Origin of the sequence: Exiguobacterium sp. s157 (assembly GCF_018618205.1) — a bacterium.
Lineage (GTDB): Bacteria > Bacillota > Bacilli > Exiguobacteriales > Exiguobacteriaceae > Exiguobacterium > Exiguobacterium chiriqhucha.
The window spans coordinates 38180-58922 of the sequence record NZ_JACSLQ010000007.1 but is presented as its reverse complement, the minus strand read 5'-3'; the positions used below and the strand labels follow the sequence as shown (position 1 = coordinate 58922).

19 protein-coding genes and 1 riboswitch are annotated in these 20743 nt (G+C 53.5%); of the genes, 14 read left to right on the top strand and 5 right to left on the bottom strand.

The features are described from left to right. Positions 1-265: 265 nt before the first annotated feature. The 4 genes from KNP67_RS12740 to KNP67_RS12725 all read left to right on the top strand — a co-directional run bounded on the left by KNP67_RS12740 (position 266) and on the right by KNP67_RS12725 (position 6496). Positions 266-3004, top strand: coding sequence for a bifunctional 2',3'-cyclic-nucleotide 2'-phosphodiesterase/3'-nucleotidase (locus KNP67_RS12740; protein ID WP_214756727.1), 2739 nt, complete (start codon positions 266-268; stop codon positions 3002-3004). 207 nt (positions 3005-3211) lie between these two features. Continuing rightward, on the top strand, positions 3212-4654 hold the full coding sequence (locus KNP67_RS12735) for a carbon starvation CstA family protein (protein WP_021065477.1): 1443 nt from the start codon (positions 3212-3214) through the stop codon (positions 4652-4654). Positions 4655-4749: 95 nt separating this feature from the next. Further along, a complete protein-coding gene (gene trhA, locus KNP67_RS12730; RefSeq protein ID WP_214715917.1) occupies positions 4750-5421 on the top strand; it encodes a PAQR family membrane homeostasis protein TrhA in 672 nt (223 codons plus the stop codon). A gap of 157 nt (positions 5422-5578) precedes the next feature. Beyond that, on the top strand, positions 5579-6496 hold the full coding sequence (locus KNP67_RS12725) for a proline dehydrogenase family protein (protein ID WP_029595082.1): 918 nt from the start codon (positions 5579-5581) through the stop codon (positions 6494-6496). Between the two features lie 15 nt (positions 6497-6511). Here the strand turns inward: KNP67_RS12725 and KNP67_RS12720 are convergent, their stop codons facing one another. From KNP67_RS12720 to KNP67_RS12705, 4 genes are all read right to left on the bottom strand, one after another. Next, entirely contained in the window at positions 6512-6733 is a 222-nt protein-coding gene (locus KNP67_RS12720) for a YcxB family protein (RefSeq protein WP_029595083.1), read from the bottom strand. Between the two features lie 78 nt (positions 6734-6811). After that, the gene (locus KNP67_RS12715) at positions 6812-7084 is read right to left on the bottom strand and encodes a hypothetical protein (RefSeq protein WP_131472371.1); all 273 of its coding nucleotides are present in this window, start codon (positions 7082-7084) and stop codon (positions 6812-6814) included. 57 nt (positions 7085-7141) lie between these two features. Next, complete coding sequence (locus KNP67_RS12710; RefSeq protein ID WP_131472373.1) at positions 7142-7696, bottom strand: YcxB family protein; 555 nt, start codon at positions 7694-7696, stop codon at positions 7142-7144. A gap of 122 nt (positions 7697-7818) precedes the next feature. Beyond that, positions 7819-8721: an SDR family oxidoreductase gene (locus KNP67_RS12705; RefSeq protein ID WP_214715906.1), complete on the bottom strand. Its 903-nt coding sequence runs from the start codon at positions 8719-8721 to the stop codon at positions 7819-7821. Positions 8722-8935: 214 nt separating this feature from the next. Here KNP67_RS12705 and KNP67_RS12700 point away from each other — a divergent pair, with 214 nt between their 5' ends. The 6 genes from KNP67_RS12700 (at position 8936) to gcvH (ending at position 15984) form a co-directional block, all read left to right on the top strand. After that, complete coding sequence (locus tag KNP67_RS12700) at positions 8936-11347, top strand: 3-hydroxyacyl-CoA dehydrogenase/enoyl-CoA hydratase family protein (protein WP_214756726.1); 2412 nt, start codon at positions 8936-8938, stop codon at positions 11345-11347. Positions 11348-11366: 19 nt separating this feature from the next. Then, positions 11367-12539 carry an acetyl-CoA C-acetyltransferase gene (locus KNP67_RS12695; protein WP_021065484.1) on the top strand — a complete coding sequence of 391 codons (1173 nt, stop codon included), beginning with the start codon at positions 11367-11369 and terminating at the stop codon, positions 12537-12539. Between the two features lie 13 nt (positions 12540-12552). Continuing rightward, complete coding sequence (locus KNP67_RS12690; RefSeq protein ID WP_029595088.1) at positions 12553-14337, top strand: acyl-CoA dehydrogenase family protein; 1785 nt, start codon at positions 12553-12555, stop codon at positions 14335-14337. Between the two features lie 87 nt (positions 14338-14424). After that, positions 14425-15153 carry a hypothetical protein gene (locus KNP67_RS12685; RefSeq protein ID WP_021065486.1) on the top strand — a complete coding sequence of 243 codons (729 nt, stop codon included), beginning with the start codon at positions 14425-14427 and terminating at the stop codon, positions 15151-15153. A 45-nt stretch (positions 15154-15198) separates the two neighbouring features. Then, complete coding sequence (locus tag KNP67_RS12680) at positions 15199-15561, top strand: arsenate reductase family protein (RefSeq protein ID WP_021065487.1); 363 nt, start codon at positions 15199-15201, stop codon at positions 15559-15561. Positions 15562-15600: 39 nt separating this feature from the next. Further along, positions 15601-15984 (top strand): glycine cleavage system protein GcvH, encoded by a 384-nt coding sequence (gcvH, locus tag KNP67_RS12675; protein ID WP_021065488.1) that lies wholly within the window; start codon positions 15601-15603, stop codon positions 15982-15984. Between the two features lie 42 nt (positions 15985-16026). On the opposite strand, the gene KNP67_RS12670 is transcribed toward gcvH, so the two are convergent. Then, entirely contained in the window at positions 16027-17079 is a 1053-nt protein-coding gene (locus tag KNP67_RS12670; protein WP_029595091.1) for a PTS sugar transporter subunit IIC, read from the bottom strand. 187 nt (positions 17080-17266) lie between these two features. Here KNP67_RS12670 and KNP67_RS12665 point away from each other — a divergent pair, with 187 nt between their 5' ends. The 4 genes from KNP67_RS12665 (at position 17267) to KNP67_RS12650 (ending at position 20704) form a co-directional block, all read left to right on the top strand. Then, the gene (locus tag KNP67_RS12665) at positions 17267-17524 is read left to right on the top strand and encodes a thioredoxin family protein (RefSeq protein WP_021065490.1); all 258 of its coding nucleotides are present in this window, start codon (positions 17267-17269) and stop codon (positions 17522-17524) included. A 452-nt stretch (positions 17525-17976) separates the two neighbouring features. After that, a riboswitch (SAM riboswitch) is annotated at positions 17977-18082 on the top strand. Between the two features lie 77 nt (positions 18083-18159). Further along, positions 18160-19188, top strand: coding sequence for a methionine ABC transporter ATP-binding protein (locus tag KNP67_RS12660; RefSeq protein WP_021065491.1), 1029 nt, complete (start codon positions 18160-18162; stop codon positions 19186-19188). Beyond that, positions 19178-19840, top strand: a complete 663-nt coding sequence (locus KNP67_RS12655) for a methionine ABC transporter permease (protein WP_021065492.1) — start codon at positions 19178-19180, stop codon at positions 19838-19840. The genes KNP67_RS12660 and KNP67_RS12655 overlap by 11 nt, the downstream gene beginning before the upstream one ends. A gap of 30 nt (positions 19841-19870) precedes the next feature. Further along, positions 19871-20704, top strand: a complete 834-nt coding sequence (locus tag KNP67_RS12650; protein WP_029595094.1) for a MetQ/NlpA family ABC transporter substrate-binding protein — start codon at positions 19871-19873, stop codon at positions 20702-20704. Positions 20705-20743 lie beyond the last annotated feature (39 nt).

Sequence of the window (20743 nt, the reverse complement as noted above, 5' to 3'; positions counted from 1 at the left end):
GGGGATGGTTTTTTAGGTCTAATGGACTGCTTGTGTGAAGTCTAGCCTCTGTACAAGTTCGTGCAAAAAATCGCGTGATGTGAAGTCGTCTGTTCGGTTCTATCATACTGATTCGGACCTTTTCCATGTTCTCGGAAAGTCGTCTAGGACCAGACCTTTCTTTACCAAATTTTAAAGTAAATAGGGCGTAAGACTCATTAAAATGGAGAGGCCGCTATGGTATATTTAGTCCGCAATGCACACCACATGAATGGGGAGAAAAATCATGTCTAAATTTACGAAGATGGCCATTGCTACGTCGCTCATCATCCCAACACTCATCCCGCTCCAACACGCGGCAGCGGAAGACGAGGACGTCGTCAAACTGCGCTTCTTGGAGACGACCGACCTACATACGAACATTACGAACTACGATTACTTCCAAGACAAAATCGACAACACGATCGGGTTGACGAAAGTCGCGACGTTGATTCAGCAACATCGCACGGACGCCGGCAAGCCGAACACGTTCCTATTCGATAACGGGGATACGCTTCAAGGGACGCCGTTCGGGGATTACGTCCGCGAGCAGCATCAGAAGACTCCAGGCCCGTTCGAACATCCGATGTATGAAGCGATGTCGGCGCTCGAGTTCGACGCCGTCACACTCGGGAACCACGAGTTCAACTTTGGGCTCCAGTTCTTGTATGACGCGATGCAAGGGTCGAAGGGCAAGCTTCGCTTCGTCAACTCGAACGTGAAGGACTTGTCAGGCGAACCGATCGTATCGAAATATAACGAAGATGGACAAGAAGTCCAAATCATCGAACGCCAAGTCGTCGATGGGGACGGTGAGACACATACGATCAAAGTCGGTGTCTTCGGGGTCGTCCCGCCAAAAATCATGTCGTGGGATTCAGGGAACCTCCAAGGCAAGGTGACGGCAGATGATATGGTACCGGCAGCAAAAGCGGCCGTCGCCAAATTGAAAGCACAAGGCGCAGACGTTGTCGTCGCGCTCGCGCACTCAGGGATCGGGGAAAGTGCGGCACTTGCGGATGAGCAATTAGACGGGGAAGAGAACGTCGGCTACACGCTCACGAAAATCGAAGGGCTCGACATGGTCATGACCGGTCACCAGCACGGCCGTTTCCCGGACGCGAACGGCATGTTCAAAGATTTCCCGCATGTGAACATGGACAAAGGCACAATCAACGGCAAGCCGGTCGTCATGGCGAACAACCAAGGGAAAGATCTCGGGGTCATCGACCTCGACCTCGAGCTCGTCGACGGCAAGTGGAGCGTGCTCGACGCGAACGCGAAACTCGACACGGTCAAGGCGGACACACCGGTAGACCCGACGATCGCCTCGCTCATCGATGCGGACCATAAGGCGACAATCGAATACATCAACCGCCCAGTCGGTGAGATTCAAGACGATATCCAAAGCTACTTCGCGCTCGTCCGTGACGACGCATCGGTCCAGTTCGTGACGAACGCGCAGAAATGGTACGTCGAGAGAGAACTCGCGACGAACCCAGAACTCGCGGCATATAAAGAGCTTCCAATCCTCTCGGCGGGGGCTCCGTTCAAAGCCGGTAACCGTCAGTTGACGGACGCGAGCTATTACACGAACATCCCGAAAGGCTCGATCGCGTTAAAGAACGTGGCCGACCTGTACGTCTTCCCGAACACGCTCGAAGTCGTCAAAGTGACGGGTGCGGACGTGATGGACTGGCTCGAGATGTCAGCCGGGGCGTACAAACAAGTCTCGGATACGAACGATGAGTTGCTTAACTTGGAGTTCCGCAGCTACAACTTCGATATCCTCGACGGCCTCACGTATGAGATTGATGTGACTGGTCCTGCCAAGTTCGATATCGGTGGAACACTGAAAAACAAAGATGCGAACCGCGTCAAGAACGTGAAGTATAACGGCAAGCCGATCACACTCGACCAAGAGTTCCTCGTCGCGACGAACAACTATCGCGCTGGCTCGACATCGTTCCCGGGTCTCGGTGGCGGGAAGAACATCGTTTACCGTTCAGCGTATGAGACACGGAACGTGATTTCGGACTATATCGTCTCAGGCAAGCTCGAATACAAAGCGGACGACAACTGGAAAATCGTTGCCGACGCGAAGCGGACAGCCAAGTTCGAGACGGCCGATGCCGGCAAACAGTACGTCGACCTGTATGAAGGCATCGAAGCGACCGAGACGACACGTCCGGATGCGGCGAATCGCTTGTTCCGCACATACACGATCGAACTCGATCAAGCGGCAGTCGAACTCGCCCTCACGGTGAACACGATCAAGCCGGGCGCAAAAGCGGTGACAGGGACGACGACACCGAACGCGAACGTCACGTTGAAAGATGGCGACAAAGTGCTCGCGACAGCGAAAGCGGATCAAGACGGTGCGTATACGCTCGTGACGAAACCGCTCAAGCTCCGTCAATCGCTCACCATCGTCTCTGAACTCGATGGCGCTTCGGTCACGGAAACGAAAGTCGTCGGTGCTGGCTTCGTCGGCACACCGGCGCTTGCGTCGAAGTTGACGTACGCCAACACGAACGTCATTACCGGAAAAGCGACACCGGAGACGAAGTTGACGCTCAAGCGTGACGGCAAAACGATCGCGTATGCGACGGCTGACAAGAACGGATTGTTCGAATTCACGAAACGGGCCGGCTTCATCTATGGCGACTATGAAGTCGTCGCCAAAGATGTGACGGGAACGGTCGTCAAAGCGAAGGCGTTTACGCTCAAGAAAGCGGCCATCGCGACACCGAAGAACACGAAAGGTGTCAAAGCCGGCACGAAAGCAATCATCGGGAAAACGACACCGGGAGCCGTCGTCGTCTTGAAAGACGCGAAAGGCAAACAAGTCGCCAAAGTGAAAGCGAGCTGGGCCGGAACGTATACATTCACATTCAAAAAAGGTCTCGCCAAAGGAAGCTACGCGGTCATCGCGAGCGACTATACGGGCGCAGGGGCGAAGCAAGCGAAGTTCGCCTTGAAATAAGCGATTCAACCGAGACGGCGTCCTGCGGGGCGCCGTTTTTTCGTGTTCGAAAAAGTGTCAAAAAAATGAACGAAACCCCTTACAAAAAAGTGGTAACTGCTGTATAATCAGTCACGTAAGCGTTTACATTATACGTGTAAAACAACGGGATTCATTTTTCGGGGCCGACGGGGATCGGCTACATATGCACAAAAGGGGACAGCACACATGATTACATTCTTTATTGCCTTGGCGATTTTATTCGTCGGGTACAAAGTGTACGGCAGCTATGTCGAGAAGACGTTCGGCATCAAAGAAGAACGCACGACGCCTGCCTATGCGTCACAGGACGGCATCGACTACGTGCCGATGGGGAAAAAACGGAACTCGATGATTCAGTTGTTGAACATCGCCGGCGTCGGACCGATTTTCGGACCGATCATGGGGGCGCTATACGGACCGGTCGCTTTCCTCTGGATCGTCTTCGGGTCGATTTTCGCGGGAGCGGTACACGACTATTTGACGGGCATGATCTCGCTTCGTAACAACGGAGCGCACTTGCCGCAACTCGCTGAGAAGTTCCTCGGCCGCTCGCTCCGCCACGTCGTCAACGGGTTCGCACTCTTGCTTTTACTCTTGGTCGGGACAGTATTCGTCACGTCACCGAGTAATATGATCAACAACTTGTTCGACGGCAATGCGACGACGCTCACGATCGTCATCTTCGCCGTGTTCGCCTACTACATCTTGGCGACGCTCCTTCCGGTCGATAAAATCATCGGACGCATCTATCCGTTCTTCGGGGCGCTCCTCATGATCAGCGCCGTCGGGATCGCTGTCAGCCTGTTCGCACAAGGCTACCAGATTCCAGAGATGACACTCACGAACATGCATCCGGATGGCTTGCCGATTTGGCCGCTCCTCTTCTTCACCATCTCATGTGGGGCGTTGTCTGGTTTCCACGCCACGCAGTCACCGATCATCTCGCGGACGACGATGAAAGAAAGCAATGGCCGTGAAATCTTCTACGGCATGATGATCGTCGAAGCGGTCATCGCCATGATTTGGGCCGCGGCAGCCATGGCCATCTTTGAGCCAGGCGAATTGCTCGGGTTGATTCAAACGGGTACACCGGCACTCGTCGTTCAAGAAGTGGCGACACTCATGCTCGGCAGCATCGGCGGCACACTCGCCATCCTCGGTGTCATCGTCTTGCCAATCACGTCAGGTGACACGGCATTCCGTAGCGCGCGGATGATTATCGCCGACTACATGAGCATCGCGCAGAAGAAATTCTCGTCACGCCTTTGGATCGCACTTCCACTCTTCGTGATCTCATACGCGCTCACGAACATGGACTTCCAGATGCTCTGGCAATACTTCAACTGGGCCAACCAGACGACGGCGGTCATCGCCTTGTTCGTCGGGGCGATGTACTTGTACATCAAAGGGCGCAACCACTATATCGCGCTCATCCCAGGGACGTTCATGTTGTATGCCGTCTGGTTCTACATTTTGACGGCACCGATCGGCTTCAAGATGGATGGGGTCATCCCGTACGTCATCGCCACCATCGGGACAATCACGTTGCTCGTCTTGTTCCACATGCGCGCGAAAGCGATGCGAGCACAAAATATGGAATGTGACGTTCCGGTGAAGGAAGTCGCATAATTCACAGACATGGGTCGCTTCGGCCCATGTTTTTATTTGCGTTGAAATCGGGAAATGACCATACTAGAGGAATAGATTTGAAAGGTGGGACCTGAATGGATCAAGAGAAGCTAAAAGACATGCTCCATGCCGATACGCTTGGAGAAGAGATTGCGAGCGCCATCACCCACGGGCTTGGCGTCATCTTCAGCATCGTCGCATTCGTTCTGCTTGTCATGACGGCAACCGAGACGGGAAGCACAGGTAATGTCATCACGGTGAGCGTGTTCGGGGCATCGATGATTTTACTGTATCTGTTCTCGACACTCATGCATGCGATTCCGCACCCACGGGCGAAGCGCGTGCTCCAAGTGTTCGACCATGCCGGGATTTACTTACTCATTGCGGGGAGTTATACGCCGTTCGCGCTCGTGTCGCTCAAAGGGACGCTCGGCTGGACGTTGTTCGGGATCGTTTGGGGCGTCGCCGTGCTAGGTATTGTCTGGAAGTTGTTCTCGACGGGGAAATACATGTGGGTGTCGAACGTGACCTATCTCGGCCTCGGCTGGATTTGTCTCATCGCCATCCGCCCGCTGTACGAGTCGCTCGGTCATAACGGCTTCATGTTGCTCCTCGCCGGAGGGATCGCCTATTCGGTCGGGATCATCTTCTACGTATGGCAGAAGTTGCCGTTCAACCATGCGATTTGGCACTTGTTCGTCCTAGCCGGAAGCGTGTTCGTTTTCCTTAGTATCTTGCTCTATGTGGCACCGAATACGGGCCTGTGAAACGGACGTCCTGCGGGGCGTCTGTTTTTTCTGAATAGAGGGAAATGAAATCCTGAAAACGATTACAAAATTACAGACGAATTGACGTTTGTATGTCATAATAATTTCAGACATCGTCATAGAGATAGATGGGTGTAAACGTAAGGGGGAAAATCAGATGGAAAAAGTGTTGCGCGATGGATTTATTTACATGTCTCAAAACAAAACACTCAACAGTTTGGCTAAAAAATACGGGCTTCGGTTCGGGGCTTCGCGCTTTGTGGCGGGGGAAGATTTTAAGACGTCGGTACCGACGATTCGCGAGTTGAATGCGAAAGGCTTATCGGTCACGGTCGACCATCTAGGAGAGTTCATCACGACGGTCGCGGAAGCGAACGAGAACCGCGATGAAATCATCCGGGCGATTGAAATTATGGCAGAAGAGCAGCTCGACGCCTACATGTCACTCAAGTTGACGTCACTCGGCTTCGACATCTCGGACGAGTTGATTGAAGACAACATGCGTCAAATCTTGACGACAGCGCAAGCGGTCGGTGTGTTCGTCGCCATCGACATGGAAGACGAGACACGCTGCGAGAAGACGCTCGACTTGTTCAAAAAGTTGAAAGCCGACTTTGAGGGACTCGGGACGGTCATCCAGTCATACTTGTACCGTTCGGAAGATGACATCAATCATCTCGCACCGCTCAAGCCGAACCTTCGCATCGTCAAAGGGGCATACAAAGAGCCGGCGACGGTCGCATTCCCCGAGAAGGAAGACGTCGACCACAACTACTTGAAGCTCGTCAAACTCCATCTTGCGAACGGGAACTACGCCTCTATCGCGACACATGACGACCATATGATCGATGCGGTCATCGAGCATGTGAAACTGAACAATATCCCACTCGACCAGTTCGAGTTCCAAATGCTATATGGCATCCGGGTCGAGCGTCAACTCGAGCTCGTCCGCCAAGGCTACAAAGTTCGTGTCTACGTGCCATACGGCCGTGACTGGTACGGCTACTTCATGCGCCGCCTCGCGGAACGTCCGGCGAACGTCGCGTTCGTCTTAAAAGGAATGGTCAAGAAATGAAACAAGCACACGAGTTCAATGTGAACTCGTGTGCTTTTCTGTGTTCATATGTTTGTCGAGGATCCGCTCGATTTCACTCTGTTCGACTTCTGTGACCCCATCTTTTACTTTCGGGATAATCAACGCCTCATCCTCTTCGTAATAAAGGAAGCGATGCGTCTCGTTCTCGTTCACTTTGAGAATGGATGCCCATGGGACTTGAGTTGTTCGATGGATGTTGCCACGAATGGCCTGCATTTCGATGTGCGTATCAGAAAGTTGAAGCGTGACGTCTTTTGGCCAAGTGTCCTGTTTGTTGAGGACACGACGGGTTTGCTAGAGGGCGAGCGGGGCATGCAAATCTTTTAGCAACGGTCTGAGTAATAGCGCGAACAGCAGCCCGATTCCGACCGTAATCAATAAAAAGGCAATCGTCGACTCGGGGCGCGGTACGAGGAAGAATGCGGCTGCATAACCGAGAGCGAAAAGCGGGATGTTCATATATCTCAACCATGCGCTGCGAATTCGTTTATATTGATCGGAATGGTGAATCATGTCGTTTTGGAAAGCTAAAAAATCGTCAAGCGTCAGTTTATACGTGGTGACCATTGCATCCACTCCTTTGTGATTCGTCATAATTACGTACTGATTGAATACCTTTGTCGCTTAGAGTGTGATGCCTAAGTGTTTTTGTAGCAGATCATTCATTCGAATTCGCTCCGTCTCGTCGAGCATCCGATTTTGCTTCGGGACGATAATCGCTTCCGCCGCTTCAATAAATATATAGTGATGGGTCTCGTCCTCGTTCACTCGTTCAATCGCTTCCCACGCGACTTGAACCCGTTTGTTGACGGCATTGTGGAGCGAATTGACTTCAATCCCGTCCTCATGGATCGACAACGTGACATCACGTGGCCATTTCGAGTCCTGTCGAAGTATGGATCGCAACTGTCTCAACCTCATCGTGGAATACACTTTCTTGAAGAGCGGGAATAAGAGTAGCGCCGGCACCACAGCGGCACTGACGGCGAGTGCGATGATGACAGGGGCGGAAAGCGTTTGCGGTAAAAAGACAATCGCGAGGGCAAATCCGTAAAAGGCGGTCAGTAACATGAGTACAAGCGTGACAAGTATAGATTTTCGTTTATTGGGAACCGAGTTTTCGATGAAGTTCTTTTGTAACGTGAAAAAATCATCTTGTGTCAATCGATAATGAATCATCCATCATTGGCTCCTTTCTGTCGTCTAAATGACAAGCTAACGCCTGCAAATTACGCTAACATAGGATGGATGAATTTTCCATACAAAAGGCCCAGTGACTGAACACTGGGCCTGCGACAATATTATCCGTTGATGACCGTCCCACCGTTGACATGCATGACTTGCCCGCTGACGTACGTCGAGTCGTCGCTCGCGAGATAGACGTAAGCCGGGGCGAGTTCTGCCGGTTGGCCCGGACGTTTCATCTCGGCCGAGTCACCGAACGAGGCGACTTTTTCTGCCGGGAACGTCGCTGGGATGAGCGGCGTCCAAATCGGACCTGGTGCGACGCCGTTGACGCGAATTTTCTTCTCGGCCAAGTTCTTGGCGAGCGAACGCGTGAATGCCGTGATTGCACCTTTCGTCGACGCATAGTCGATCAATTGGTCGTTACCTTCGTACGCTGTGATCGACGTCGTATTGATGATGCTCGCGCCTTCGTTCAAGTATGGAAGGGCGGCTTTCGTCAAATAGAACATGCTGAAGATGTTCGTCCGGAACGTACGCTCGAGTTGGTCGTCCGAGATGTCGAGGAGCGACTCTTGTGGATGTTGCTCGGCGGCATTGTTGACGAGGATGTCCAAATGTCCGAACGTCTCAAGCGTCTGTTTGACGACGTCTTGGCAGAAGGCCGAGTCGCCGATGTCCCCTTGTAGCAACAGACAGGCTTGGCCGAGTTCCTCGATGCGCTCTTTCGTCGCCTCGGCGTCCTCGAGTTCGTTTTGATCTTTATAGACGATGACCGTGTTCGCGCCTTCGTGGGCGAAGAAGATGGCGACCGATTTCCCGATTCCCGAGTCGCCGCCTGTGATGATGGCCACTTTATCTTTTAGTTTATCGCTTCCTTTATAGCCTTCACGCTCATAGATCGGGAACGGCTCCATCTTCGAGTCGATCCCCGGTTGATGGGCCTGCTCTTGGCCGTCCTTCTTGAACGATTCAAAATCATGTCGGTTCCCCACTGTGTTTAAACGATTATCACTCATGTATACATTCCCCTTTCTAAAATTGACTCTTTGTGTCTATACCACAGTGACCGAGAAATAAATCGTCCTCAGTGAAATTGGAACGAATTTGAAAAATGAACGCTTGCGAATGAATTGTCATTCATTTATGATAGAAGAGTAAACACGATGGTGATTGCGATTTTTTTTACGCTTGAAATGAATCACTATTCATTCTCATTGAGGGGGGAACAATATGACGAGTCACATCGAACAATCAGCCGACCTCCGTTTGACGAGCAATATCCGTTTTGCGGTCGTCATCGGTTCAGGAGTAATGGGGGCGGGGATTGCGGCTCACTTGGCGAACGCGGGGATTCGTTCGCTCATGCTCGACATCGTACCACGTGAATTGACGGCGAAAGAAGAAGCGAAAGGGCTCACGCTCGAATCACCAGAAGTGCGGAACCGCATCGCTTCCGAGAACCGTCAGAAGCTATTGAAACAAAACCCGGCACCACTCGCGACAGCGGAGCACTTGAACTTCATCGACGTGGGGAACTTAGAAGATGATCTCGAGCGCTTGAAGGAAGCGGACTGGGTCATCGAGGTCGTCGTCGAACGGCTCGACGTGAAACAACAGCTGTTCGAAAAAATCGCACCTTACATCCGTGAAGATGCGATTCTCAGCTCGAACACGTCTGGTATCTCGATCGAGGCGATGGCGAGCGTATTGCCGGAAGGCTTGAAGACACGTTTCCTCGGAACACACTTCTTCAACCCGCCACGTTATTTGAAACTGCTCGAACTCATCCCGACGGAGCAGACGGCACGTCCGGTCATCGATTTCATGGCCCGCTTCGCGGAGGACCGTCTCGGGAAAGGCGTCGTCGAGGCGAAAGACACACCGAACTTCATCGGTAACCGCATCGGTACGTACGGACTCCTCGTCACGTTCGAAGAGATGCTCAAGCAGAACGCCTCGATTGGCGAGATGGACTCGATCACCGGACCGCTCATCGGCCGGCCAAAATCGGCGACATTCCGTACGCTCGACGTCGTCGGCATCGATACGTTCGTCCACGTCGCTGGTAACGTCTATGAGACACTCGACGCAGGTGAAGAGAAGGACACGTTCGACGTCCCAACTGAAATGAAGACGCTCGTCGAGAAGGGCTGGATCGGTCAAAAGGCCGGACAAGGCTTCTATAAGAAAGACGGCAGAGTCATCCAAGAACTCAACCTTCACACATTCGAGTACGAGCAATTGAAAGCGATTACAGGCCCAGAGCTCGATCAAATCAAATCGCTCCCGGGCTCGAAAGCGAAGTTGAAAGGTGCCATCTTGAACAAAGGACGCATCGGACAACTGCTCTGGCCGGTCACGGCGAAGACACTCGTCTACTCGGCTCGTCTCACAGGCGAAATCAGTGATTCGATCGTCGCTATCGATGACGCGATGAAGTGGGGCTTCGGCTGGAAGTTCGGACCGTTCGAGACGTGGGACGCACTCGGTGTCGAGAAATCGGTCGCCCGCATGAAAGCGGAAGGTTATGACGTCCAGGCGTGGATCGACGAGATGCTCGCTGCCGGACACACATCTTTCTATAAGGGAGACCAGTATTACGACCAAGCGTCACAGACGTACGTTGAGAAGACCGTCAACCCGAAAGAAGTGAAACTCGCGCCGCTCGCCAAGTCGAACGGCATCGTGCTCGAGAACGGTGGGGCCCGCCTCATCGATATCGGAGACGACGTCGTCGCTCTCGAGTTCACGTCACCGAACAATGCGATCGGTGTCGATATCATGCAGATGATTGAACAGTCAATCGACCTCGTCGAGACAGACTTCAAAGGACTCGTCCTCGCCAACGACGGCAAGAACTTCTGTGTCGGCGCCAACCTCGCGATGATGCTCATGGAAGCGGAAGACGAGAACTGGTACGAGCTCGACTGGATCATCAACAAGTTCCAACAAGTCGTCCAGAAGATTCGCTATGCGGGTCGCCCGGTCGTCGTCGCGCCTTACGGCATGACGCTCGGCGGTGGGACAGAAATCAGCTTGCCGGCCGCACGCATGCAGGCGGCGCTCGAGACATATATGGGTCTCGTCGAAGTCGGTGTCGGCCTCATCCCAGGTGGGGGCGGAAACGTCAACACGTACCGTCGACTCCTCGAGCAGACGCCGAAGTCGATGCAAAACATCGAGAAAGCGGCGCAACAGACGTTCGAAAACATTGCCATGGCGAAAGTATCGAAATCGGCCTATGACGCGAAAGCGCTCGGCTATCACCGTCCGATCGACGGCATCTCGATGAACCGCGACCACTTGACGTTCGATGCGAAACAGACGGTACTCGGTCTCGCTGACGGCTATACGGCACCGGTTCGTGAGAAGTTGCCGGTCGTCGGTCGAACGGGGAAAGCGACGCTCGAACTCGCGGCGTACGAGATGTTCTACGGTGGCTATATCTCTGAACACGATTTGAAGATTGCGAAAAAACTTGCCCACGTCATCAGCGGCGGCGATTTGGCATACGGTACGATGGTCGACGAGCAGTACTTCCTCGACATCGAGCGCGAGGCGTTCCTAAGCCTCATCGGGGAACCAAAATCGCAGCAACGGATGCAACATATGCTCGTCAAAGGCAAGCCACTTCGGAACTGACAAAAGGGGGACTTAACAGATGAGAGAAGCAGTCATCGTGGCCGGCGCACGAACGCCGGTCGGAAAAGCAAAACGCGGTTCGTTCCGAAATGTTCGCTCGGACGAACTCGCGGGTCATGCGATTAAAGCGACGCTCGAGCGGTCTGGCTACACGGGACCAATCGACGACGTCATCATGGGATGCGCCATGCCGGAAGCGGAACAAGGGATGAACATCGCCCGCTACGCGGCCGTCCGGGGCGGCTTGTCGCACGAAGTACCAGCCATCACGATCAACCGTTATTGCTCGTCAGGCCTCCAAGCCATCGCCGACGCGGCAGCGAAAATCATGATCGGCCAAGCGACGGCGGTCATCGCCGGCGGTATGGAATCGATGAGTCTCGTCCCAATGGGCGGACACGTCATCCGTCCGAACCCGACGATCATGGAGACGGCACCGGAATACTATATGAGCATGGGCCACACGGCAGAACGTGTCGCGGCCGAATATAACATCTCGCGCGAAGACCAAGATCTGTTCGCGATCGACAGCCACCAAAAAGCGGCGGCGGCGATTGCGGGCGGCAAGTTCGAAGAAGAGATCGTCCCGGTCACGGTCGTCGAGCAAGTGCTCGGCGAAGACGGGAAAGTCGCGGAACGTGAATTCGTCGTCAAACATGACGAAGGCGTCCGTGCCGACTCGACGCTCGAGGCGCTCGGTAAACTGCGTCCGGCGTTTAAAATTAAGGGCTCAGTGACGGCGGGGAACGCGTCACAAGTGTCAGACGGCGCAGCGGCCGTGCTCGTCATGGAGCGCGAAGAAGCCGAACGTCAAGGCTTGAAACCGATGGCGAAATTCCTCTCGTTCGCGGTCGGTGGTGTCCGTCCGGAAGTGATGGGAATCGGGCCAGTCGTCGCCATTCCGAAAGCGCTCGAGATGGCCGGCGTGAAGCTTGAAGAAGTCGGATTGTTCGAATTGAACGAGGCGTTCGCGAGCCAATCGCTCGGCGTCATCCGTGAACTCGGGATCGACCCGTCGAAAGTGAACGTCAATGGCGGCGCGATCGCTCTCGGGCATCCGCTCGGTTGCACGGGCGCGAAACTCGCGGTCTCGATCTTGCATGAGATGAAACGACGCAATGAAAAGTATGGGGTTGTGACGATGTGCATCGGTGGCGGTATGGGTGCTGCTGGCGTCTTCGAATTACTATAAGGGGGAATTGACAATGGAACGTACAGAACACGAATTGATTAAAGGCGGTAGCTTCGTCATCGACGCACTCGACGCGGATCGTTTGTTCACACCGGAAGACTTCTCAGATGAGCACAAAATGATTGGCGACACGACGGCGAGCTTCGTCGACGACCGTGTCATGCCTGTCCTTGGACGCATCGAGAAACACGAGTTCGATCTCTCGGTCGAACTGTTGAAAGAAGCGGGCGAGCTCGGCCTCCTCGGCGCGGACGTGCCAGAAGAGTATGGCGGTTATCAGCTCGATAAAATCTCGTCATCGATCATCACAGAGCGATTCGCCAAAGCGCGTTCATTCGCCCTCAGCTACGGCGCCCACGTCGGCATCGGGACGCTCCCGATCGTCTTCTTCGGGACAGAAGAGCAAAAGCATAAGTACTTGCCGAAACTCGCAACTGGCGAATGGATTGCCGCCTACGCGCTCACAGAGCCAGGCTCAGGCTCGGACGCGCTCGGTGCGAAAGCGACGGCCGTCTTGAACGAGGCCGGCACACACTACGTCTTGAACGGGGAGAAACAATGGATCACGAACGCTGGTTTCGCGAACGTGTTCGTCGTCTACGCGAAAATCGACGGCGACAAGTTCAGCGCCTTCATCGTCGAGCGTGAATTCAAAGGTGTCTCGACAGGCGCCGAAGAACAGAAGATGGGCATTAAAGGCTCATCGACACGGACGCTCATCTTAGAAGACGTCGAAGTCCCAGTCGACAACCTCCTCGGAGAAATCGGCAAAGGCCACGTCATCGCCTTCAACATCTTGAACGTCGGTCGTTACAAACTTGCGGTCGGTGCGGTCGGTTCGTCGAAACGTGCGTTCGATCTTTCGGTCCAGTACGCGAACGAGCGCAAACAGTTCAAGACACCGATCAGTCAGTTCCCGCTCATCCAAGAGAAACTCGCGACGATGGCTGCGAACATTTATGCGATGGAGAGCTCGGTCTACCGGACGGGCGGTCTGTTCCAAGACAGCCTCGACGCGCTGGGCGACGACAACATGCGTGACGGTTCGAAAGTTGCCCAAGCCATCGCCGAATACGCGATTGAATGTTCACTCAACAAAGTGTTCGCCTCGGAGACGTTTGACTACGTCGTCGACGAAGCGGTTCAAATCCACGGCGGCTACGGCTTCATGACTGAATATGAAGTCGAGAACTTGTACCGTGACTCACGCATCAACCGCATCTTCGAAGGAACGAACGAAATCAACCGCTTAATCGTACCGAGCACGCTTCTTAAGAAAGCGATGAAAGGCGACTTGCCGCTTCTCGCCGAAGCACAGAAGCTCCAGAAAGAGCTCATGAGCTACATGCCACAAGAACTTGACGGGTCGCCGCTCGCACGTGAGAAGATGCTTCTGTCGAACATGAAGAAAATCAACTTGATGATTGCCGGAACTGCCGTCCAGAAATATCAGCAGGCCCTCCAAAACGAGCAAGAGATCCTCGCGAAGATTGCCGACATCATCAGCGCCATCTATGCGCTTGAAGCGGCCATCGCACGGACGGAGAAAGCCATCGCTCGCACAGGCGCTGAGAAGAACCAGCAGAAAGTCCGCTATACAGAAATCTTCGCCGAGCAAGTGTTCAAGCAAGTCGAACTCATGGCGAAAGAAGTCTTGTATGCGGCCGCATCGGGCGACGAGCAGCGCATGCTCTTGTCGGCGATGAAGAAGTTCAGCCGCTATCAGCCGATCAACGTCATCGGCACGAAGCGCGAAGTCGCAGCGAGCCTCATCAAAGCGAACAAGTTCATCGTATAAGCAAGCGAGAGAAAGGGTGGCCGGACGCGGTCGGCCCTTTCTTTTTGCTGTCTGCGGACGATACAATGGACGAAGGAGGGGATACGCATGAAACGAGATGACTTATTAGAACGGATGGATGCAATCGGCCGCTCGGTCGCCAAGCATGAGGGCACGCTCATGCTCCTCGCGCTCGGTTCAATTGGACTTGAGATGGATCGGCTCGACGACTATTCGGACCTCGATTTCTTTTTGATCGTCGAGGACGGGCATAAGGCCCGCTTCATCGACAATTTGGACTGGCTCGCGGTCGAGCCGTTGGCGTACCAGTTCCAAAACACGAAAGACGGGCACAAGGTCATGTATGAGGACGGCATTTACGCCGAGTTCGCCGTGTTCGAGATCGTAGAGATGCCTGGAATCGCTTATACACCGGGTCGTGTCGTTTGGCAGCGTGACGAGGCGCTCGATACGTTTGCGACGCCGAAGCTTGTTACACGCCCTTCAGACGCCGCACATCGCTACGAGGAAGCGCTGACGAACCTATACGTCGGACTGCTCCGGGAACGGCGCGGTGAACAGCTCGCTGGCTTCGAACTCATTCAAGTCGCGGCTGTCAACAACGTGTTAATCGCGTACGGGGAGACGAGCGACCCGTTCAACCCGACGCGACGGGTCGAAGGGACACATCCGGAGCTCGTCGCACGTCTACAGGAGTGGTTACCCGGTTACGGAAAATCGGTCGAGGCGGCCGCAGCCATCCTCCGCCACATCGAGGCGCACCACTCGGTCAATCCGGCGCTCAAGCAAGAGATTGTGCGCTTGCTTGAAACGTGAACCGACGAATCGGAATATGCTACAGTAACAGGAGAGGTGATGAACATGGTGACACTATATGGCTATCCGCCATGCAGTACGTGTAAAAAAGCAGAGAAGTGGTTGAAAGAGAACGGCATCGACTATACATATATCCATATCGTCGAGGCGACGCCGTCGAAAGACGAGTTGGCTGAACTATGGAAACAGTCGGGTCTCCCGCTTAAAAAATTCTTCAATACGAGCGGACAAGTGTATCGGAACGAAGGCATTAAAGACAAGCTACCAAATCTATCAGAAGACGAACAACTCGAGCTTCTTGCGAGCAATGGTATGCTTTTAAAGCGCCCAATCGTGACAGATGGTCAAAAATCAACTGTCGGATTTTCAGAAAAGTCGTTTACAGACGTTTGGGGCGAAGTGCTATAATACTCGTGTGAGTCTAATTCATTTGAGGGGGAAGTTAAGATGAGCAAAGTACCTGCCAATCTACGTTATTCAAAAGAGCACGAATGGGTGGAAGTGAACGGAAGCGTCGCCCGCATCGGGATCACGGATTTCGCACAAAGCGAACTAGGGGATATCGTCTTTGTCGAACTTCCTGAAGTCGGTGGCACGATCTTACTCGATGAGCCATTCGGTTCGGTTGAATCGGTCAAGACCGTATCAGAGCTTTACGCACCGATCTCTGGGAAAATCACAGCAGTGAACGAATCACTTGCCGATTCACCAGAACTCGTCAACGAAGCACCGTTCGAAGGCGCTTGGATGATCGAAGTCGAGTTGAACGACGCGTCAGACGTCGACAAGCTCATGTCAGCCGAAGAATACGAAGCGATGATTCAAGGCTAAACAAAACCCGGTTTCTCTTTACGAGAAGCCGGGTCTTTTTGATTAATCGAAGTCGAGACGGTAATGATCAGGCTCGATGAGCGACGTCCGGTTGAACAAACGATAGAACAGAATCCCGAGTGCGATTGGGATGAGCCCGAACAAGACGACGACAAGCATGACGTTCCAGAGCGCGAATCCTCCCGGCATCAAATGCAAGGCGTTGACCGGACCGATGAGACCCGAGACGCCGAATCCGGCACTGATTGGCGTGCCTTCAATCCGAAGGATACCTGCGAGCGCTCCAAGGATGGCCGCATTGGCGAGTACCGGCAACATCATGATCGGACGACGGACGAAGTTCGCCATTTGAATCTTCGGTGAGCCGAGGAAGTGGGCGATCGACGTTCCGGTCGCGTTCATCTGCCAGCCAGCGATGGCGAGACCGAAGCCGGCAGCGACGACGCCAAGGTTGGCGGCCCCTGCAGCGACACCAGACAGGCTGATCGCTGTGGCAATCCCGACCGTGGAGATTGGTGAGACGATGATGAGCGAGAACGCCATCGCGATCAACATGCCCATCACGATTGGCTGCAGTTCCGTCATCGTCATGATGATCGTTCCGACGTACGTCGTGATTTGTGAGATGTATGTGAGCAGGAACGCCCCGATACCTCCAGCGACGACGATGACCGTCATCGGCAAGACGAGCACCGTGTATGTCTTCAAGCGTGGCGACAACTGCATGACGAGGAACGTCGCGAGAGCGGCCGTCACACCGGCCGTGATGACGTCACCGATTCCGGCCATGAGGAACGCGCCTTCCTCGATGCGGATGGCGCCACTTCCGACCTGGGTCGCGATGCCGATCGTCCCGGCCTCGAGCGCCGAGCGTCCGAACTGCATGGCGACGGCGACACCGATGATGACCGGTAAGAGGCGCATCGCAATCGTCGTCGCATCTAAGATGAACTGCAAGGACGGAAAATACGGCAAGATGGCTTTCGTTAATTCACCGAGCAAAGCGCTCGGGATGAGGGCAATGAGAATGGCAAGACTGAGGCCGTTCAAGACGTTCATTAAAAATTGTTTTCCGGTAAGCTTCTCTTCCGTCATTGGGGATTCACCTGTCCTTTTCTACTGGTTTGCTGTTATGTACAAAAGCGATAAAGTTAATGACCATACTATGCCTCTTTCTGCTGAGCGTCAACAAGAAATGTTGAAATGTTCAGAATTTTCCATTTGAGCACAACTTTTGAACCGACTGGGCCGGATTCATATACTTAGAAGAGAGGTGAGCAAAATGATGACAGACGGATTCTTATATATATACGCCCCAATGTGCGGTACATGCGCCGTGGCCGAGCGGATGCTCTCGGTCGTCGAGGCGGTCGACCCAGAATTGAAGATTGAAAAACGCGATGCCAACTTTATCCCGAACGAGCTCGAGGCATATCAGGTTATGAGTGTCCCGGCGCTATTGAAGCTGGAGAATGGCCAAGTTCGCGATCGTTTGTACGCGTTTCAAAACGTCCAGCACGTCCTATCTTTCGTTAAATGAGATAGGATGATTAGAATAATCTGAAAATTTTAAATAATCAGTTGACACAGAAAGTTCACGAATGATATATTCATTACAACATCTTACTTGAACACAACATAGGACGAGATTTTCCCGTCATCAAGACGTTTTCGAACAACCGCTGCATGAGCTTACGCGATTTCAGGTGGACCTTCCCTTCGATTGTCCCCCAAAAAAATCAAGCGTCGGGGCACCGGTCGCGTAATTGCATGGTCCGTTCGAAGACCGAGTGATGGTTGGGTAAAAATCCCCCATATAAGGATGAATGCTCTGATCGGGCAAAAGAGGTTCATCTATGGGTTGTCCTTCAGTGACTCAAGGTGCTACGTTCTGTGTCATCCTCGGATGGCACCTTTTTTATTTTTTCGCATAAAATAGTTTGACATGAAAATAATATGTCGCTATGATAAGGCTAATCGAATACGCAACCACTCTTATCAAGAGAGGCTGAGGGACTGGCCCTATGACGCCCAGCAACCGCGGAGCAATCCGAAATGGTGCTAATTCCAGCAAGGTGAGAACCTTGGAAGATGAGAGCAATCGTTGTCCGTACGATAAAGTACGCACGTTTGCTCAAACGTGCGTACTTTTTTTGTTGTCAGGAGGGAAATGGATTGATTCAATTACGCAATGTGGCCAAATGGTTCGACACGAAAAACGGTCGGGTCCAGGCGGTCGATGATGTGTCGCTTACAATCGAAAGCGGCGAAATTTTTGGAATAATCGGATATTCAGGTGCGGGGAAGTCGACGCTCATCCGCTTGCTCAACCGACTCGAGGCACCGTCAAGCGGTGAAATCGTGGTCGCCGGCAGCGAGCTGACGAAGCTCACACCAAAGGAACTACGCGGGGTACGTAAAAACGTCTCGATGGTGTTCCAACACTTCAACTTGTTATGGTCGCGCACAGTCGCTGAGAATATCAGCTTCCCGCTCGAACTCATCGGGGTACCGGCGAGCGAGCGCAAACGCCGCGTCCAAGAACTCGTCGAGCTCGTCGGCCTCGCCGGACGAGAAGACAGCTATCCGTCACAACTATCGGGCGGCCAAAAGCAGCGAGTCGGGATAGCCCGTGCGCTCGCTACGAATCCAGAAGTGCTCCTCTGCGATGAAGCGACGAGCGCACTCGACCCGAAGACGACGGATTCGATTCTCGAACTGCTCGTCAGCATCAACAAGAAACTCGGGTTGACGATCGTCCTCATCACCCATGAGATGCACGTCATCCAAAAGATTTGTCACCGTGTCGCCGTCATGGAGGCCGGAAAGGTCGTCGAGACCGGGCAAGTCGCCGACGTGTTCCAACACCCGGAACAGCCAATCACGAAAGAGTTCGTCAAACAGATCGGCGCGGTCGAAGACATGTCGCTCACGTTCGAACATTTGAAAGCTCGTTATCCGAGCGGTCAAATCGTCAAGCTCAAATTCTTGAACGAGACGGCCGAACAACCGATTCTGTCGGAAGTGTTGAAGCAGCATGACATCGGCTTCAACATCATCGGCGGAAACGTGACGCAGTCACAAGTCGGTGCCCTCGGGACATTATTCATCCAATTGATCGGAGAGCCGGCTGAAGTCGAGCGGGCCATCGCCTCAATCCGATCACAGGCAGTGGAAGTGGAGGTAGAAAGCGATGTTTCCTAATGTAGATTGGCAAGTCATGTTAGAACAGACGTGGGAGACGCTCTATATGACGCTCGTCGCCGGAGCCGCGACGTTCGTCATCGGTCTCGCCCTCGGGATGCTCCTATATGTCACAAACGAGCCGCTCATGATGAAGAACCGTCCGATTTACACGGTCATCAGCGCGGTCGTCAACATCTTCCGGTCGATCCCGTTCATCATTTTGATTATCTTGCTCATCCCGTTCACGTTACTCGTCGTCGGGACGATGCTCGGGTCAACGGCAGCACTGCCGGCACTGATCATCGGTGCGGCCCCGTTCTATGCGCGGATGGTCGAGCTCGCGCTTCGCGAAGTCGACCGCGGCGTCATCGAGGCGGCTGAGTCGATGGGTGCGACAAAATGGCAGATCGTCTATAAAGTGTTGTTCCCAGAAGCATTGCCGGCCATCGTGTCAGGCATCACGGTCACGATCGTCGCGATCGTCGGTTACACGGCGATGGCAGGGGTCGTCGGCGGTGGAGGACTCGGGAACTTGGCGTTCCTCGAAGGATTCCAGCGTTCACAAAGTGACGTCACGTTCGTCGCGACCGTCTTAATCTTGGTCATCGTCTTCGTCATTCAGTTCATCGGCGATCGACTCGTATCTGTAATTGATAAGCGTTCTGCTTAATCTAAATAGAAAATTTGGAGGGGTTTTATAATGAAATCATGGAAAACAGTACTCGGTTTAACGGCAGCTTCAGCACTTACGATTCTCGCGGCTTGCGGCGGTGGGGATTCAGAATCAGGTTCAGGCGATGACAAGACACTCGTCGTCGGCGCATCAAACGTCCCGCACGCTGAGATTTTAGAGCACGTCCAAGACGAATACGAAGAGAAGGGCTATACGCTCGAAATCAAGAAGTTCCAAGACTACGTCCTCCCGAACAAGACGCTCGCAGACGGGGAGTTGGACGCGAACTACTTCCAACACGAGCCGTACCTCGAGTCGCAAATGGCTGAAAACAAAGACTACAAATTCGCTTCAGCCGGCGGCGTTCACATCGAGCCGATCGGTGTGTACTCGAAAGACTACGCGTCACTCGATGAGCTTCCAGAAGGCGCGGAAATCATCATGAGCTCGTCGGTCGCTGACCACGGACGTATCCTCACGATGCTTCAATCTGAAGGCTTGCTTACACTCGCGGAAGGCAAGACAACGGACGCGACGGTTTCAGACATCGTCGACAACCCGAAAAACTTGGAGTTCAAGACGGACGTCGAAGCGGCACTTCTCCCGCAAGCGTTCAACAACGGTGAAGGGGACGCGGTCCTGATCAACACGAACTACGCGATTGATGCCGGCCTCAACCCACTCGAAGACGCAATCGCTCTCGAAGGCGAAGATTCACCTTACGTCAACTTGATCGTCACACGTGAAGGCGACGAAGATGATGAGCGCGTCAAAGCACTCCTTGAAGTCCTCACGTCAGAAGAGACACAACAGTGGATCTTGGATGAGTACAAAGGTGCGGTCGTACCGGTCAAACAATAATTTCGTCAAGGCCCGGGCTATCCCGGGCCTTTTTTATTT

Bases quoted from the DNA above. Each gene is read 5' to 3' on its own strand.
- gcvH (WP_021065488.1), top strand. From the start codon at position 15,601: ATGAGCAAAGTACCTGCCAATCTACGTTATTCAAAAGAGCACGAATGG.
- KNP67_RS12700 (WP_214756726.1), top strand. From the start codon at position 8,936: ATGACGAGTCACATCGAACAATCAGCCGACCTCCGTTTGACGAGCAAT.
- KNP67_RS12735 (WP_021065477.1), top strand. From the start codon at position 3,212: ATGATTACATTCTTTATTGCCTTGGCGATTTTATTCGTCGGGTACAAA.
- KNP67_RS12705 (WP_214715906.1), bottom strand. From the start codon at position 8,721: ATGAGTGATAATCGTTTAAACACAGTGGGGAACCGACATGATTTTGAA.
- KNP67_RS12715 (WP_131472371.1), bottom strand. From the start codon at position 7,084: ATGGTCACCACGTATAAACTGACGCTTGACGATTTTTTAGCTTTCCAA.
- KNP67_RS12685 (WP_021065486.1), top strand. From the start codon at position 14,425: ATGAAACGAGATGACTTATTAGAACGGATGGATGCAATCGGCCGCTCG.
- KNP67_RS12720 (WP_029595083.1), bottom strand. From the start codon at position 6,733: ATGCAGGCCATTCGTGGCAACATCCATCGAACAACTCAAGTCCCATGG.
- KNP67_RS12695 (WP_021065484.1), top strand. From the start codon at position 11,367: ATGAGAGAAGCAGTCATCGTGGCCGGCGCACGAACGCCGGTCGGAAAA.
- KNP67_RS12655 (WP_021065492.1), top strand. From the start codon at position 19,178: ATGTTTCCTAATGTAGATTGGCAAGTCATGTTAGAACAGACGTGGGAG.
- KNP67_RS12670 (WP_029595091.1), bottom strand. From the start codon at position 17,079: ATGACGGAAGAGAAGCTTACCGGAAAACAATTTTTAATGAACGTCTTG.
- KNP67_RS12680 (WP_021065487.1), top strand. From the start codon at position 15,199: ATGGTGACACTATATGGCTATCCGCCATGCAGTACGTGTAAAAAAGCA.
- KNP67_RS12665 (WP_021065490.1), top strand. From the start codon at position 17,267: ATGATGACAGACGGATTCTTATATATATACGCCCCAATGTGCGGTACA.
- KNP67_RS12690 (WP_029595088.1), top strand. From the start codon at position 12,553: ATGGAACGTACAGAACACGAATTGATTAAAGGCGGTAGCTTCGTCATC.
- KNP67_RS12725 (WP_029595082.1), top strand. From the start codon at position 5,579: ATGGAAAAAGTGTTGCGCGATGGATTTATTTACATGTCTCAAAACAAA.
- KNP67_RS12740 (WP_214756727.1), top strand. From the start codon at position 266: ATGTCTAAATTTACGAAGATGGCCATTGCTACGTCGCTCATCATCCCA.
- KNP67_RS12710 (WP_131472373.1), bottom strand. From the start codon at position 7,696: ATGATTCATTATCGATTGACACAAGATGATTTTTTCACGTTACAAAAG.
- trhA (WP_214715917.1), top strand. From the start codon at position 4,750: ATGGATCAAGAGAAGCTAAAAGACATGCTCCATGCCGATACGCTTGGA.
- KNP67_RS12650 (WP_029595094.1), top strand. From the start codon at position 19,871: ATGAAATCATGGAAAACAGTACTCGGTTTAACGGCAGCTTCAGCACTT.